The sequence below is a fragment of the Streptomyces phaeofaciens genome (assembly GCF_014648915.1).
Lineage (GTDB): Bacteria > Actinomycetota > Actinomycetes > Streptomycetales > Streptomycetaceae > Streptomyces > Streptomyces phaeofaciens.
Genome location: NZ_BMSA01000001.1, coordinates 658,364 through 673,483, shown reverse-complemented (window position 1 = coordinate 673,483; position 15,120 = coordinate 658,364). Strand labels below are relative to the sequence as shown.

Sequence of the window (15,120 nt, the reverse complement as noted above, 5' to 3'; positions counted from 1 at the left end):
GGTCAAGGAGCCGAGTAGGGTGAGGCGCGTGAAGATGTCGGGTGGGGTCGAGTGGGCGCTGCACTGCTGCGTCGTGCTGACATCGGTGCGTCAGCCCGTCCCGGCCGCCCGCCTGGCCGAGCTGCACGACATCTCCCCCACCTACCTCGCCAAGCAGCTCCAGGCCCTCTCCCGCGCGGGCCTGATCCATTCGGTGCAGGGGAAGTCGGGGGGCTACGCGCTCACCCGGCCCCCCGAGCTGATCACCGTCCTGGACGTGGTGGACGCCGTCGACGGCCCGGACCCCGCCTTCGTGTGCACGGAGATACGCCGGCGCGGCCCGATGGCCACGCCGGCCGAGGCGTGCACGACTCCGTGCGCGATCTCCCGCGCCATGGCCACGGCGGAGTCCGCACGCCGCGAGGCCCTCAGGGCGATCTCCGTCGCCGACCTGGCCAAGGACGTCGAGTCCGACTACGGCACGGGCGCCCTGGCCGGGATCGGCGCCTGGCTGCGCACGCCGAGCGGCTGATCGCCGTCGGCCCGGTGCCGGAAGAGACGGCCGGGCCACCACATCCACCGACCCACGTCCAGGGTGAGCGCGGTGACCAGCACGGAGCGGACGATCATGGTGTCCAGCAGCACGCCGAACGCCACCGCGAACCCCAGCTCGGCCGCGAACACCAGGGGCAGCGAGGCCATCGCGGCGAAGGTGCCGGCCAGCACCAGGCCCGCCGAGGTGATCACGCCCCCGGTGGCGGACAGACCGGTCAGCGCACCGCGCCGGGTGCCGTGCAGCTGGGCCTCCTCGCGCACCCGGGTGACCAGGAAGATGTTGTAGTCGATGCCCAGGGCGACCAGGAACACGAAGGTCAGGAGCGGGAAGGAGGCCTCCGTTCCGGCGAAGTGGAACACATGGTCGAACATCAGACCGCTCACGCCGAGGGCCGCCCCGAACGACAGCACCACCGTCGCCATGAGCAGCAGCGGCGCGACGATCGCCCGCAGCAGCAGCGCGAGGACGAGGAACACCGTCACCAGCACGATGGGGATGATCACCGCGGAGTCGCGGGCGGCCGCCTTCTGCGTGTCGAGCATGATCGCCGTGTTGCCGCCGACCTGGGCGTCCGCCCCCTCGATCCCGTGGACCGCGGTTCTGGCCCGCTCGACGGCGCGCATCGCCGCCGTACCGCTGGGATCGTCCTCGAGCTGCCCGAGCAGGACGGCCTCGCCTCCCTCGACCATCGGCGTCGAGACGCCGGTGACTCCCGGGACGCCGGACAGCACGGCCCGCACCCGCTGCGCCGAGCCGGCGTCGGCCACGACGTAGACGGGGTCGCCCGACCCGGCCGGGAAGTGCCGGGACCGGATCTCCTCGCCGACGACCATCTGCGGTGTGCCGGTGAACTGGTCCTTGTGGGAGAGCCCGTCGGACGTGAGCCCGAGCGCCCCGGCCGCCATGACGGCGAGGAGCAGCGCGGTGCCGGTCCACACGATCCGCGGCCGCCGGGAGACGGCGGTGCCGACCCGGGTCCAGATGCCGTCCCCGGTCGCCCCGGCCGATCCGTACGACGGCGTCACCGGCCAGAAGACCCGGCGGCCGCAGATCACCAGCAGCGCGGGCATCAGGGTGACCATGGCGAGCAGCCCGACGAGGATGCCGACGGCGCAGGCCGGACCGAGTCCCTGGGTGGAGTTGAGGGTGGCCAGGGTCAGCAGCATCAGGCTGACCGCGACGGTCGCGGCGCTGGCGACGATCGCGGGACCCGAGCGGCGCAGGGCCCGCGCCATCGCCTCGTGGTGGTCCTCGTGCCGCCGCAGTTCCTCGCGGTAGCGCGAGATGAGCAGGAGTGCGTAGTCGGTGGCGGCGCCGAACACCAGCACGGTCAGGATGAAGCCGGTCTGCTTGTTGACGGTGAGTCCGGCGTTCCTCGCCAGCAGATAGATCACCGCTTCCGAGGTGACCAGGGCGCCGCCCGCGGTCAGCAGGGTCAGCAGCGGCAGCACCGGGCTGCGGTAGGTGAGCAGGAGGATCACGACCACCACCACCGCGGTGATCGTCGTCAGGCCGCCTCCGCCGCCGAAGGCCTTGATGGAGTCGGACGCGTATCCGGCCGGTCCGGTGACGTGGAACCCGAGACCGTCGGCGTCGCGCTCGCCGACCTCGGTCATCGCGTCGACGACCGTGCCGATGCCCTCCCAGCCCGTCCGGTCCTTGTGGATCTGCACCACGGTCTGGAGCGCCTTGCCGTCCCGGGCCTTCGACGGTCCCTGCGGCCGTCCCACGACGTCGTCGAGGCCCTGGAAGGCCTCGGCGTCGGCTCGGGCCTTGGCCAGGTCGGCGGAGGTGATGCCCTCGGGCCGGTCGTAGACCACGATCGCGGGGACGGTGTCGGCGAGCCGGAACGCCGCGGCCCGCTCGACGACCTCGGTCGACTCCGCGTGGGCGGGCAACCAGGCCGAGTTGTCGTTCTCCTCGACGTCGCCGAGCCGGCCGGCCAGCAGGAGCGCCGGGAGCAGCACGGCCACCCAGAGGCCGAGGACGATCCATTTCGTCACTCTGCCGGCGGGCAGAGACGCCATGTCGCGCAGCATGTGGATTCCCCCGTGTTCAGTCGACGTGGACGAGCTTGTCGGGATTGGCGACGGCGTAGATCCCGCACACCTGGTCGCCGTCCGGCGTGAGGTCGAGGACGAGGACGGCGTAGGGGGTGTCGCCGGCGAAGAGCAGCGCCGACGGGTCGCCGTTGACCCTGCGGTAGGCGATGTGCAGGCCCCGGCCGGAGTGGGGGCCGACGGCGGCGAGCAGCCGGGCGACCTTGTCCCGGCCGTGCAGCGGCCGCGGGCCGCCCGCCCCCTTGCCGCCGCTGTCGCCCCACAGGGTCACGTCGGGTGCCAGGAGCCGCAGGAGGGCGTCCAGGTCGCCGCCGAGCGCGGCGGCCAGGAACCGTTCGGTGACCTGCTGCCGGACCTGCGGTGCGGGCTCGTAGCGGGGGCGTCGGGCGTGGACGTGCTCGCGGGCCCGATGGGCGAGCTGACGGATCGCCGAGGGGCTGCGGCCGAGGATGTCCGCGATCTCGGTGTGGGCGTAGCCGAACACCTCGTGCAGGACGAACACCCCGCGCTCCAGCGGGGTGAGGGTCTCCAGGACCACCAGCAGGGCCATCGACACCGACTCGGCGCGCACCGCCGCGTCGGCGGCCTCGTCGGGAGCGGGGGTGTCCATGAGGGGGCCGACGAGCGGTTCGGGCAGCCAGGGCCCGACGTAGGTCTCGCGGCGGCGGCTGACGGCGGCCTGGTGGGCGAGGGCCCGGTTCACCGCGATCCGCACCAGGTAGGCGCGCGGGTGGTCGATCTCCGCCGCGCCCGGTGCCCGGTGTCTGCCCGTCCACGCCAGCCAGGTCTCCTGCACCACGTCCTCGGTGTCGGCGATGCTGCCGAGCATGTTGTAGACGATGGAGAACAGCAGCTCACGGTGTGCGTGGAAGACCTGTGTCGCGGTGTCGGCCGCCGGGTCCGGGGACGACGCCGCCGGGTCCGGCGGGCCGCCCGTGGTGGGGCGTGCCGGTGTGTCGGGCGAGGTGTCGGACATCGTGGGCCTCCCGTGGTGATCGCGTTCCGAACTGTGAGCGATCCGGGCCCCCGGAGTGTGACATCCGCTCCGGGAATGTGATCCACATCTCAGCTCGGCCCGCGAACTCGGCGTGAGCCGCCGGGAGTCGGGGCGCTGATCCGTGCGCAGGGCCGTGGCCGTGCGGACCCCGGCCGCCCGGGCGGCCCGGCCAACGGCCCGCAACCGCGGCTCGGTCCGGGGCGGCTCGACGCGCTGATCGAACGGGTGCGGGCCGCCGGGACGCCGGTCGACGTCGTGGTGGCCCTGCCGACGGACCCGCTGCCGCCCGGGGTGGACCTCACGGCGTACCGGCCGGACCGTCGGCACGGGGGTCGCGTGCCGGTGCGGCGGGCACGCGGTGCGGTGCTCAGTCGGGGAGTGCCTTGCGCAGGGCCCTGTCCAGGCGTTCGGCGAGCCGGGAGTCGGTCGGCGGGGCCTCGCCGAAGAGGGGGCCCAGTTCGGTGGTGAGGGTCTGGGTGAAGGCGCCGTACAGCGGGGTGCGGGGGCGGGAGACCGCCTGTCGGAGGGCCTTGAGCAGGATGTCGGTGGCGTACGCGGGGCGGCCGGCCCGGTCTCGGGGCATGCGGTCGGCGCTCTCGCCCGTGCCGGAGGGCGCCGGGGTGGTGGAGACGCGGGCGTTCGTGCACGTCACGTCGGTGGCGTAGACGGAGGTGCGGGTCGCGGCGAACCCGGCGTCCAGGAGACAGCGCTGGCTGTCCGCCTCGGTGAGGAAGGCGATCAGGGCGGCCGCGCCGTCGTAGCGCTGGGTCGACCGGGTCACTGCCAGGTTCTGCCCGCCCAGCACCGCGCGGCCCGGCAGCGGGGCCACGCCGAGCTGGTCGGCGGTGAACGTCTGGTGCAGGGTGCGGTAGGCGTACGGCCAGTGGCGCAGGAACGCCGTGCGGCCGTCCGCGAAGTCGCCGAGCGAGGCCGTCTCCTCGGAGCCGAAGGCGTCGTCGAGGGTGTACGAGGAGTCGGTGCGCCGGCGCAGTTCCGCGATGCCGTCCGTGAGCTGCTGGACGTCGCCGTCGTAGTGGCCGTCCGCGCCGGTGAGCGCGAAGTCCGGCGTGGCCGACGCGAACGCCTCGATCGCGTTGACCGTACGGCCCTCGTAGGCGGCCAGCTGGGTCGTCCAGCCCTCCTCGTACCGGCCGGGCTCCTCGCGGTCCAGGGAGTTGACCAGTTCCCGCAGTTCCTGCCAGGTGACGTCCCCGCCGAGGTCGGTGCGGCCCACCTCGGCCAGGTAGTCGCGCCGGTAGTAGAGGAGCCCGACGTCGCTGTTGAAGGGCACCGCGTACACCTGGTCGTCCCAGCGGGCCGTGCGGGCCACCGACGGGATGACGTCCGCGTCGACCGCGTCGTCGGCGAGCGGCCGGATCAGGCCGGCCTCGGCGAACTCCGGCACCCAGGTCACGTCCAGGTTGACCACGTCGTACCGGGCGCTGCCGGACTGGAGGGCGCCGAGCAGCTGGCTGCGCTGTTCGTCGGCGGAGCCGGGCAGTTCGACGAGGCGGGCGTGGTAGCCGGTGCCCGCCTCGTCCTGCTGCCGGTTCCAGGTGTCGATGAGCTGCTGGCGGATGCCGTTCTTGCCGGTCACGTCCCGGCCGCTGGCCACCACGATCTCGCCCGGGGTCGCGGAGGCCGCGGACGGCCGCGCGGAGTCGGCGGAGCCGCCGGTGCAGGCGGTGACCGCGAGGAGGAGCAGGGCGAGCAGCGCCCGCCGGAAGTCGCCGCGGAACATCAGTCCTCCCCCGTGCCCGCACGCGCGACCTCGTCGTGCAGGGCGGCGCCGAGGTCGTCGCTCGCGTCCAGGCAGCGGCCGCCGCTCGCCTCGGCGATGTCGGCGTCGGCGCGGCCCCGGTCGCAGGCGCCGCTGTCCAGGGACACCATCACGACCGGCACCTTCACCTGCCGTGCCCTCGTCAGCACCTCGGCGCGTTTCCCGCCGGTGAGGCGGTTGTTGTCCTCGTCGTCCGTGAGGAACACGATCAGCTGCGGTCCGTCGTCGTCGGCGCCGCGGCCCGCCATGTCGTCGAACGCGGCGAGCAGGGCCGCGCGCGGGTCGGCCTCGGCGTCGCGGACCGTCGTCCGCCGCGGGTCCAGGACGCGTTCGGCGTCGGCCCGCCGGTGGTGGCCGAACGGGAGCCGGACGTCATGGCGGGCGGCGGAGGTGCCGGACACCGTCCACACGCCGTACTGGTCCTGATCGCCCAGGCCGCCCAGCGACTGCTTCAGGATGCCGGGGCCGCCGCTGGCGCCTTCCCACAGGCCGGCCATGGAGCCGGAGTTGTCGAGGAGGTACAGGACCCGTCCGGGGCCGCTGGCGCCGCGGTACCGGGTGAGCGCGGTGTCCAGGTCGGTGCGCCCGGTGTCCCCGGCCGCCCGCCCCGGGTCGCGCAGGACCCCGGTGCCGAGGTGGTCGGCGTCGAGCAGCGGCCGGTCGCCCGCCGCGGACCGGAAGCCGGCGTCCCGGAACACCGTGAGGCCGTCGCCGTCGGTCAGCCAGGTGTGGAAGCGGCGCACCGCGTCGTCGCGCGCCGTCGCGTCCAGGTCGGCGTCCTTCCAGCGGACCCGTACGAAGGTCGGGGTCAGGCCCGGGACGTCCGTGGGGTACGCGGCCAGCCGTGGGGTGCGGATCGCCTGACGGCAGCCGACGCCGCTCTTCAGCAGGAACTCCGGGGCGAGGGCCGCGGTGGTCCGGTCGGTGTCCGCGTCGTCGGGCAGCGCGCACAGCAGGTCGGCCGCCTTCGGCGCGGGCGCGCCCGGCGCCAGCCGCCGTTCGGCCTCGCCCGGGTCGCCGGCGCCGTCGTAGAGGCCCAGGGTCGCCAGCAGGGCGGAGGTGGTGAACTCCGGGTCGGGGCGGCGTACTTCCGCGTCCGGGTCGCGGCGCCGGAGGTCGTCGATGAGGAGGGACAGCGGACGGTCCCTGCGCTCGCCGAGGGGGCCGGCGAGGTCGCGGGGGACGGCGAGCACGACCGGGGAGTACACGAAGGGCCGGTCGTCCCGCTCCAGTTCCGCGTAGACGCGGCCCTGCCGGCCGCCGGTGACGCGGGTGACGTCCGTGGTGGAGGCGGGGATCCACACATCGGGCTGCGGGCCGACGTCCCGCTGCGGGTTGTCGTCCTCGGCGACCGGTTCCTGCCAGGCGTCGGTGTCCTCGCGCAGCGCGTCGACGGCGTCGGCGGAGCCCGCGCTGTAGACGGTCAGACCGCTGCGACGGCAGCCGTGGCCGGTGGTGTTCGCGTCCGAGGTGAGATAGGCGTCGGTGGCCGCGCGGACCGTGGACTCGAGGTCGGGGTCGGTGAGGACGCGCAGTTCGAGGGGTGTGGCGCAGGCGTGGTCGCCGTCGGGGCCGAGCAGGACCCAGCCGAGGCCGGAGACGGCGACGACGAGGACGGCGCTCAGGGCGGCGCGGAGTCCCGGGCGCCCTCGCCGGAACCACCGGGCGGCGGCGCGGAGTTCGTCGGCCAGGGGGCGGAGCAGGGGTGCGAGGCCGGTTCTCCGGGGGGTGAGGAGGGCGAGGCGTTCCCTGACGGAGCGCCGCCGCGCTCGTGTCGGGTTCGCGCCGTCCTCCGGACGGGCCGGAGCCGGGACCGGCCGCGGTGTACCCCGTGCCGCCAGCAGGACGTCCGTGTGCGGATCGCCCGCGCGCTGTGGTTCCTGCGGCTCGCCGAGGGTGGTGGTGCGGCCGGCCGCGGTCATCCGTCCCGGCAACGCGCCGCACAGGTCCTGGAACCACAGCGGTCCGTCGCGGCCGGCCAGGTGGAGGAGTTCGTCGGTGAACGGCGTGGGGACGGTGCCGTCGCCGGCGTGGATGAGGCGGTTGGCCTGCACGCTCATCAGCAACAGGAGTTTGTGCCGGTCGACGGCGTGGTGGTCGGCGAAGTCCTGGAAGATCCGGGCCGCGTTGCCCGCGTAGCAGCAGTCGAGGATCACGACGATCCGCTCCACGTCGCTGCCGGCGAGTTCGGTGAGTACGCCGGTGAACTGGGCGGCGCCGGGGAACACGGCCCAACCGCCCGCGACCACACGCGCGTTGCGCATCTGGAGGAACAGTTCGTTGCCCGCGCTGGGGACGGCGCCGTGTCCGGCGAAGTAGAGCAGCAGCAGGCCCTCGGCCTCGTGGGCGGCGCGGCGGAGTTCCTCGCTGAAGTCGTCGAGGGAGGGAGAGCGGGCGACGGTGATCTCGTCCGCTCCGAACACCCCGCCGCCGCTCAGGACGTCCCTGAGCCGGTCGAGGTTGTGCCGGACGCCGGGCAGGTCGCCGGGTACGCCGTCCGGTTCCGCCGGGCGGGTGTGGTCGTAGTCGCTGACGCCGACGAGCAGCGCCCGGTTCACGTGTCCGCGCGGGTCGAAGCGGCTCACCGGCCTACCTCTCGTCGAGGTTCACCGGATCGACGCTCGCCTCGGGTGGTTCACCGCTCTCCACTTCGCGGCGGTTGGCCCGCCAGGCCTGCACGGCCCGGGCGGTCTGGTCGAGCAGCTTCGAGACCGCGATGGTGGTGGTCGAGCTGACCACGGCCAGCCAGATCTCCATCGCGACGCCCATGTGCCCGTCGGGTTCGTCCCCGCGGGGCCGCTCGACGATGCGCAGCCCCTCCAGGACCCGCTCCCGCTCGAGCCACGCCTTGAGCGCGCTGACGTCGCTTCTGCTCGCTCTCTCGTCCAGCCGGACGCGTATGCCTCGGTCGGCCACACCCTCCCCCTCAGCCATACCTTCCATCATGACACCGAGGGCACGGCGGAAGGGAGGGTTCGGACACCAACGGACGTGTGCACAGGGCTTGTCGCAGCGGGTCCCGGCGCTTTTGGCGCGTGGCTGGGCATGATGGGGTGCGTGAGCGGGGACGCGGACGGGGCGGACACGATCGACTTCAGCAACGGAACGTTCCGGGGCTCGACGATCGGGAAGAAGGTGGAGCATCACCATCACTACGGGCCCATGCCCCACGTAGAGGACGCACTGCCCCCGCCGGCCGCCGGGTTCACCGGCCGGGACGACGAACTGGGCACGCTGCTCGGCGCCCTGGCTCCCGGCGGCCCCGCGCGCTCCCCCTCTCCGGTCGCCGCGGTCGTCGGACTCGGCGGGGTCGGCAAGACCGCGCTGGCCGTACGGACCGCCCACACCGCCCGGGCCCACGGCTGGTTTCCGGGCGGCGCGCTGTTCGTCGACTGCCACGGGTACGACGAGACACCGGCCGGTCCCGAACAGCTGCTGGAGGCTCTGCTGCGCGCCCTGGGGGTCGCGGGCGGGCATGTGCCGACCACGCTCGACGAGCGCGCCGGGCTGTACCGAGCAGTCCTGACCGAGCGGGCCCGCACGAGCGGGGCGGTACTGATCGTGGTGGACAACGCCTCGCACCCCGGGCAGGTGAGACCGCTGCTGCCCGGCCACACCGCCCACCGGGTGCTCGTCACCTCGCGCGACACCATGCCTCAACTCGGGGCGCACCTGCTCCACCTGGACGTCCTGGAGCCCCGAGTGGCCCAGGACGTCCTGCACGCTGCGCTGCGCACGGCCGACCCCGCCGACACCCGTGTCACGGACGACCCCGCAGCGGTCGAACAACTCTGTGCGCTGTGCGGGCATCTGCCGCTGGCGCTCCAGATCGCGGCGGCGCTGCTCGTCTCCGATCCCGGCAAGCCCGTGCCGGAGTTGGTGAACGAGCTGGCGGACTCCACCGCGGTCATCGACCACCTGGACGACGGCGAACGCGGGGTACGGGCCGCGTTCGATCTGTCCTACCGTCGTCTCGACGCGGCGCCGGCCCGGCTCTTCCGGCTGCTGGGCCTGGCCCCCGGCCCAGAGACCGGCGACGAGGCGATGACCGTGCTGTGCGGGGCCGGGGCCGCGCCGAGACGGGAGCTGAACGTCCTCGTCCGCGCGCACCTGGTCGGGCCGGGCACTGTACGCGGCCGCTGGCGGATGCACGACCTGGTCCGCGCCTACGCGGCGGACCAGGGGTCCCGGGCGGAGGCGCACAGGGCGGAGGGGACGGCGGCTCGGTCCCGGCTCCTCGCGCACTACCGGCGACTGGCGGAGGCCGCCGACCGGCACATCCAGACCGGTCCCGGGCGGGGTCCGACCGCCGCCTTCGCCGGCCGACAGGACGCGCTGGACTGGCTCGACGGCGAGCGCACCGGTCTGGTGTCCGCCGCGCTGTGGGCCGGCGACCCGGCGCACGCGCGGGCCGCGCTACGACTGGCCCTGAGCCTTCACGGGTATCTCAACTGGCGACGGTACTTCGACGACGCCGTGTCGGTCTTCCGGTGCGCGGCCGAGGCGGTGCTCACTCCGCCCGACCCGGCCGGTACGGGCAAGGCCTGGAACTGTCTCGGTCTGGCCCTGCGCAACAAACGCAGGATCGGCGAGGCCGTCGCGGCGCACACCCGGGCCCGCGCGATCTGCCGGGAGGCCGGGGACGGACTCGGGGAGGGAAGATCCTTGGACATGCTCGGAATCGCCCTCACGGAGGCACGGGCGTTCGACCAGGCGATCGAGGCCCACGAATGCGCCCGCGCGCTCGCGCACGCGGCCGGGGAGGTCTACATCGAAGCGTCGACCTGGAACAACCTCGGGCGGGCGCTGTTCAAGCTGGGCCGGTTCGAGGAGGCGGGCGACGCGCACACCCGGGCCTGCGAGATGTTCCGGTCCGTCGGTGACGGGCACCGCGAGGCGATCGCGCGCAACAACCTGGGCCGCGCGCTGCGGCAGACCGGGCGTCACGCCGAGGCCGTCGCGGCACACACGGCCGCCCGTGCGTTCTTCGAGGAACTGGGGGACCGGGAACGGGTGGCCACGACCTGGAACGACTTCGGACTCGTCCTGTCCGCACTGGGCCGGTTCGAGGAGGCGGTCGACGCCCACACGCTCGCCGTCCGGGAGTACGAGGACCTCCGTGACCAGCATCGCCAGGCGATCGCGGCCAACGACCTGGGCATCACCCTCCTGCGGGCGGGCCACCGCGACCGGGCGGTGGCGGCGCACCGCGAGGCCCTCGCCCTGTACCGGGAGCTGGCCGACGAGCACGGGCAGGGCGAGACACTGCGCCTGCTCACGGCCGCCGGGCCGGACACCACCGGCGCGACCGGGGAGACGGAGGAGTGATGCGGGAAGCAGCACCGCCGTCACCTCCCACGCGGCTGGCGCGCACAAGCTCCCTCGTCCTCCTCCAGCCGACCCCGCTGTGCAACCTCGACTGCTCCTACTGCTACCTGCCGTCCCGAGAGCTCGCCCGTGTCATGTCCCCCGACGTGGCGGACGCCGTCGCCCACACCGTCGAGGTCTGGTCCGCACACCACCCGGTGACCGTGCTGTGGCACGGCGGAGAGCCGCTGGCCACGGGTCTGCCCCGACTGACGGCGCTGCTCGACAGGTTCCCGCCGGGCCGCGGTCATCCGGTCCGCCATGCGGTGCAGACGAACGGGACACTGCTCGACGACGCCTGGTGCCGGCTGTTCGTGGAGCGCGGGATCGAGGTCTCCGTCAGCATCGACGGTCCCGGCCCCGGCGCCCGGGCGGACCGAGGCGGCCACGACACCACCGGCCGGGCGCTCCGGGGCATCGCCCTGCTCCGGGAGCACGGGATCCCTTTCGGCGCGGTGACGGTCGTGTCCGATCCCTGTCCTCGCCGGGCGGTCGAACTGCATCGCTGGTTCTCCGGCCTGGGCTGCCGCACTCTGGGCGTGAACCTCGTGGAACGCAAGGGCGTGAACGTCCGCTCGATCGCGGACGAGGCCGACCCCGCGGGCTTCTGGGCCGCCCTGGCCGCCTGCGGGCGCGCCGACCCGCGCATGGCCCTGCGGGACGTCGAGCATGCCCTCCGGTACGTCAGGGCGGAGGTCGCCGGGGTCGCGCAGCGGCTGGCCGGCCAGCCCGTCGATCCGCTGCCGATGATCACCTGGGACGGTCAGGTGGTACCGGTCAGCCCGGACCTGGCGGGGTTCACCTCCCCTCGCCTCGGTGCCTTCACCGTCGGCGACGTACGGGACGTCGGGCTGGCGGGCTGTCTGGCCCGTGCCGAGCGGGTGCCCTGGGTCGCCGAGGCCCTCGCGGGCATCGACGCCTGCCGCGCCGGCTGCGCCCTGTTCGCGTACTGCCGCGGCGGCCAGGCCGCCAACAAGTACTTCGAGACCGGCCGGCTCGACGCCACCGAGACCGCCTTCTGCCGCAGCAGCAGAAAACTCCTCATGGAAGGACTGATACACGATGCGGAACGAGTCACCCTCGACACGTGACACCCCCACGGAAGTCGTCGCCCGCATACGGTCCCTGACCGCCGATCAGCTCGCTCTCCTCGGCACCGGCTCCGACCCCGAATGGCGGTGCCCCGACTGCGGGAGCGCAGACTGCGTCCGTACGACGACGCTGTACTCCGGCGCAACGGAACCTACGCAACTGTGCGCGTCCACCGACACCGGGAGGCCTCGCTAGTCCGCCATCGGGCTCCCGGCACCGGGGATGTGCTGGCCTTCGACACCACGGAGGAGCTCTCCGTACTACGCGACGCCGGCCCCGGCCGCCTCCCCCACCGGCAGCGGCCGACCCCGGCGTATCGCGTCCACCGACGGCCCACCCCGGCCGTCGGTGCGCGTGGTCAGCGGCGGGTCCGGAGTCGGGCCAGCAGGCGGCGTGCCTGGGCCCGGCGGCGCGGGTCGGTGGCGGCCTGCCGTGCCTGGTCGATCGTGCGGCGCCCCTGCGGGCTCCTGGCGAACTCCTTGATGCGCCGGATGAGGCTGCTCATCGTGGTCCCTCCCTGGTGTCGGGCTGTGTCCTGTTGCCCGTTCACCTACCCACCGAGGGAGCGGACAGGCCGGCGCGGGCACCGGTCGCGTCCCGGTGCCCGCGCCGTCCGTGCGCGCGGGGCGCGTCAGCCGTGGGGCAGGATGACGGCTCGTCCCTTGACCGTGCCGGCGTGCAGTCGCTCGTAGGCGAGCGGCGCGTCGTCGAGGGTGAACGTCTCGGTGTGCACCGACACGGCACCGGCGCGGGCCAGTTCGAGCACCTCGACGAGTTCGGCGCGGCTGCCCCAGTACGGTGCGTAGGCCGACACCTCGAAGGGGGTGTGTCCGAAGCCGACGGGCAGTGCCGCCCCGCCGATGCCGACGATCGCCACTTCGCCCTCGACGGCCGCGACCGCGCCGGCGGTGCGGACGGTGGGCTCCGCGCCGACGAAGTCGAACACCGCCTGGGCGCCGAGTCCGCCGGTGAGTTCACGGACCGCCCGGGCGGCCCCGGCGTCCGACAGGACGGCCTCGTGGGCGCCGACCTCGCGGGCCAGGCGCAGCTTGTCCTCGCTGACATCGAGGGCGATCACCCGGGCGGGTGTGAGGGCGCGCAGCAACTGGATGGCGACATGGCCCAGTCCGCCGGTGCCGATGACCACCGCGGTCGAGCCCGGCACCAGCCGGGGCAGCGACCGCTTGATCGCGTGATACGGCGTCAGGCCCGCGTCGGTCAGCGGTACGGCCGCGACCGGGTCGAGGCCGTTCAGCGGGACGAGGTGGCGGGCGTCGTCCACGAGCAGGTACTCGGCCATCGCCCCGGGCCGGCCGAGACCGGGCGGGCGGATGCCGAGCTCGTCGGCGCGCAGGCAGTAGTTCTCCTTGCCCTCGGCGCACTTGACGCAGGTCCCGCAGCCCCAGGGCCCGTAGACGGCGACCGCCTCGCCCTCCTTCACCCCGGTCACACCGGCGCCCAGCGCGGCGACCGTGCCCACGCCCTCGTGGCCGAGGGTGAGCGGCAGTTCGTAGGGGAACGCCTCGGCGGGCCAGCTCATCACCGCGATGTCGGAGTGGCAGACTCCGGCGGCGGTGACCTTCAGCAGGACCTGCCCGGGGCCGGGCTCGGGGTCGGGGACGGTCACCACCTCGGGCGGCGCGCCGATGGTGCGGTACTGGAGTGCCTTCATGGTCGTGCTCCTTCGTCCGAAGGTCGTACGGGGTGGTCAGACGGCGGTGTAGGCGCCGTCGACCAGGTGGTAGCTGCCGTGCACGAACGAGGCCCGGTCGGACAGCAGGAAGACGATCAGCTCGGCGACCTCCTCGGACCGGCCGAGCCGGCCGGCGGGGTGCAGGCCGACGAGGCCGTCGTAGGCCGCCTTGTCCATGCCCTTCAGGAGCGGGGTCTCGATGAAGCCGGGGCCGACGGCGTTGATGCGGATGCCCTTCGCGGCGTACTCGGCGGCGGCGGACTTGGTCAGTCCGACCACGCCGTGCTTGGCGGCGACGTAGGCGGGAGAGCCGGCGAAGGCGACCGAGCCGAGGATGGAGGCCACGTTGACGATGGCGCCGCCGGTGCCGGCCGCCTCGATGGCGGGCAGTTCGTGGCGCAGGGAGTAGAAGACGCCGTCGAGGTTGGTGCGCACGACGCGGTCGTAGGCGGCGATGTCGTACGCGCCGGTGGGGGCGCTCGGGCCGCCGATGCCCGCGTTGTTCACGGCCAGGTGCAGGCCGCCGAAGGTGTCGACGGCGAAGCGTACGGCGGCCTCGACGGAGTCCGGGCGCGTCACGTCGAGTTCCACGGCGGCGGCCTTGATGCCCTCGGCCTTCAGCGTGGCCGCGGCCTCCTCGGCGCCCTGGACGTTGTGGTCGGCGATGACGACGTTCGCGCCGCCGGCGCCCAGTCGGCGGGCGGTGGCCAGGCCGATGCCGGAGGCGGCGCCGGTGACGAGGGCGGTGCGGCCGGCGAACTCGGTGGCGTAGTCGGGGAGGGTCGTGGTGCTGGTGTCGCTCATGGTGCTCTCACTTCTTGGGTGGTGCGGAACGGGGCCGGTCAGCGGCCTCGTCGGTGACGGGCCGCGTCGGCGGCCTCGTCGGTCAGGGCGTCGTAGGCCCGCTCGACCAGGTCGGCGAGGTCTGCGGCGCCCGAGTCGTGGTCGTCCGCGCGGCGCGCCCAGAGGCGCAGCGCGGCGGTGAGGACGCCCGCGGCGGCGTCGACGACGACGGCGGGGCGGACGTCCTGGAGGTCGTCGGTGCCGAGGCGGGCGGCGAGGATGCGGATCGACTCCTCCTGCGCGTCGACCCGGATGCGTTCGTAGGCGGCGAACAGCGCGGGCTCCCGGTCCACCAGGGCCAGCAGCCGGCGCATGCGGGGGCGTACGTGCCAGGCCGGGTTCTCCCGGTCGGCCAGCCACCCGGCCACGGCCGCCCGGTAGGCGACCAGCGGCGGCTCGTCGGCGGGGCGGGCGCGCAGCAGTGTGTTGATCCGGTCGCCGTCGCCCCGGACGAAGTCCAGCGCGGCGTCCTCCTTGCCGGTGAAGTGCCGGCTGAACGTGCGGCGCGCGACGTCGGTGCGCTCCGCGATCGCCTCGACCGTGGTGGCGGCCAGGCCGTGTTCCAGGATCAGGTCGATCGCGGCCGTGGCCAGCGCGTTCCGCGTCTGCCGCGCCTTGCGCCGCCGCCGGTCCTCGGTCACGCCGTCCGCGCCGGCGGGGGCGGCCGACGTGGCCGGATCGGCGGATGCGGCGGGATCGGCGGTGGGCTCCGTTGCCTTCATGTCTTCGAGGCTACACCCGATTGTGTCTCAA

12 protein-coding genes are annotated in these 15,120 nt (G+C 74.0%); 3 read left to right on the top strand and 9 right to left on the bottom strand.

Annotated elements, in window-relative coordinates:
- Positions 1–34 precede the first annotated feature (34 nt).
- On the top strand, positions 35–511 hold the full coding sequence (locus tag IE275_RS02750; protein ID WP_189707381.1) for an RrF2 family transcriptional regulator: 477 nt from the start codon (positions 35–37) through the stop codon (positions 509–511).
- Here IE275_RS02750 and IE275_RS02745 read toward each other — a convergent pair.
- The 5 genes from IE275_RS02745 to IE275_RS02725 all read right to left on the bottom strand — a co-directional run bounded on the left by IE275_RS02745 (position 454) and on the right by IE275_RS02725 (position 8,306).
- The gene (locus IE275_RS02745; protein ID WP_189707031.1) at positions 454–2,574 is read right to left on the bottom strand and encodes an MMPL family transporter; all 2,121 of its coding nucleotides are present in this window, start codon (positions 2,572–2,574) and stop codon (positions 454–456) included. The two genes, IE275_RS02750 and IE275_RS02745, sit on opposite strands and share 58 nt — an antisense overlap.
- A gap of 16 nt (positions 2,575–2,590) precedes the next feature.
- Entirely contained in the window at positions 2,591–3,571 is a 981-nt protein-coding gene (sigJ, locus tag IE275_RS02740; RefSeq protein ID WP_189707029.1) for an RNA polymerase sigma factor SigJ, read from the bottom strand.
- A gap of 388 nt (positions 3,572–3,959) precedes the next feature.
- Positions 3,960–5,333, bottom strand: coding sequence for an extracellular solute-binding protein (locus IE275_RS02735; RefSeq protein ID WP_189707027.1), 1,374 nt, complete (start codon positions 5,331–5,333; stop codon positions 3,960–3,962).
- Positions 5,333–7,957, bottom strand: coding sequence for a substrate-binding domain-containing protein (locus tag IE275_RS02730; protein WP_189707026.1), 2,625 nt, complete (start codon positions 7,955–7,957; stop codon positions 5,333–5,335). The genes IE275_RS02735 and IE275_RS02730 overlap by 1 nt, the downstream gene beginning before the upstream one ends.
- A 4-nt stretch (positions 7,958–7,961) precedes the next feature.
- On the bottom strand, positions 7,962–8,306 hold the full coding sequence (locus IE275_RS02725; RefSeq protein ID WP_189707024.1) for an effector-associated constant component EACC1: 345 nt from the start codon (positions 8,304–8,306) through the stop codon (positions 7,962–7,964).
- A gap of 123 nt (positions 8,307–8,429) precedes the next feature.
- On the opposite strand from IE275_RS02725, the gene IE275_RS02720 reads away from it, so the two are divergent.
- Together IE275_RS02720 and amcB are read left to right on the top strand one after the other, a co-directional pair.
- Positions 8,430–10,700: a tetratricopeptide repeat protein gene (locus IE275_RS02720; RefSeq protein ID WP_189707022.1), complete on the top strand. Its 2,271-nt coding sequence runs from the start codon at positions 8,430–8,432 to the stop codon at positions 10,698–10,700.
- Positions 10,700–11,830, top strand: a complete 1,131-nt coding sequence (gene amcB, locus IE275_RS02715) for a cyclophane-forming radical SAM peptide maturase AmcB (protein ID WP_189707020.1) — start codon at positions 10,700–10,702, stop codon at positions 11,828–11,830. Before IE275_RS02720 ends, amcB begins: the two co-directional genes overlap by 1 nt.
- 359 nt (positions 11,831–12,189) lie before the next feature.
- Here the strand turns inward: amcB and IE275_RS02710 are convergent, their stop codons facing one another.
- The 4 genes from IE275_RS02710 to IE275_RS02695 form a co-directional block, all read right to left on the bottom strand.
- Positions 12,190–12,336 (bottom strand): hypothetical protein, encoded by a 147-nt coding sequence (locus IE275_RS02710; protein WP_189707018.1) that lies wholly within the window; start codon positions 12,334–12,336, stop codon positions 12,190–12,192.
- 126 nt (positions 12,337–12,462) lie between these two features.
- A complete protein-coding gene (locus IE275_RS02705; protein ID WP_189707016.1) occupies positions 12,463–13,503 on the bottom strand; it encodes an NAD(P)-dependent alcohol dehydrogenase in 1,041 nt (346 codons plus the stop codon).
- Positions 13,504–13,539: 36 nt separating this feature from the next.
- The gene (locus IE275_RS02700; RefSeq protein ID WP_189707014.1) at positions 13,540–14,328 is read right to left on the bottom strand and encodes an SDR family NAD(P)-dependent oxidoreductase; all 789 of its coding nucleotides are present in this window, start codon (positions 14,326–14,328) and stop codon (positions 13,540–13,542) included.
- A 38-nt stretch (positions 14,329–14,366) separates the two neighbouring features.
- Complete coding sequence (locus IE275_RS02695; protein WP_189707012.1) at positions 14,367–15,089, bottom strand: TetR/AcrR family transcriptional regulator; 723 nt, start codon at positions 15,087–15,089, stop codon at positions 14,367–14,369.
- Between the last annotated feature and the right edge of the window lie 31 nt (positions 15,090–15,120).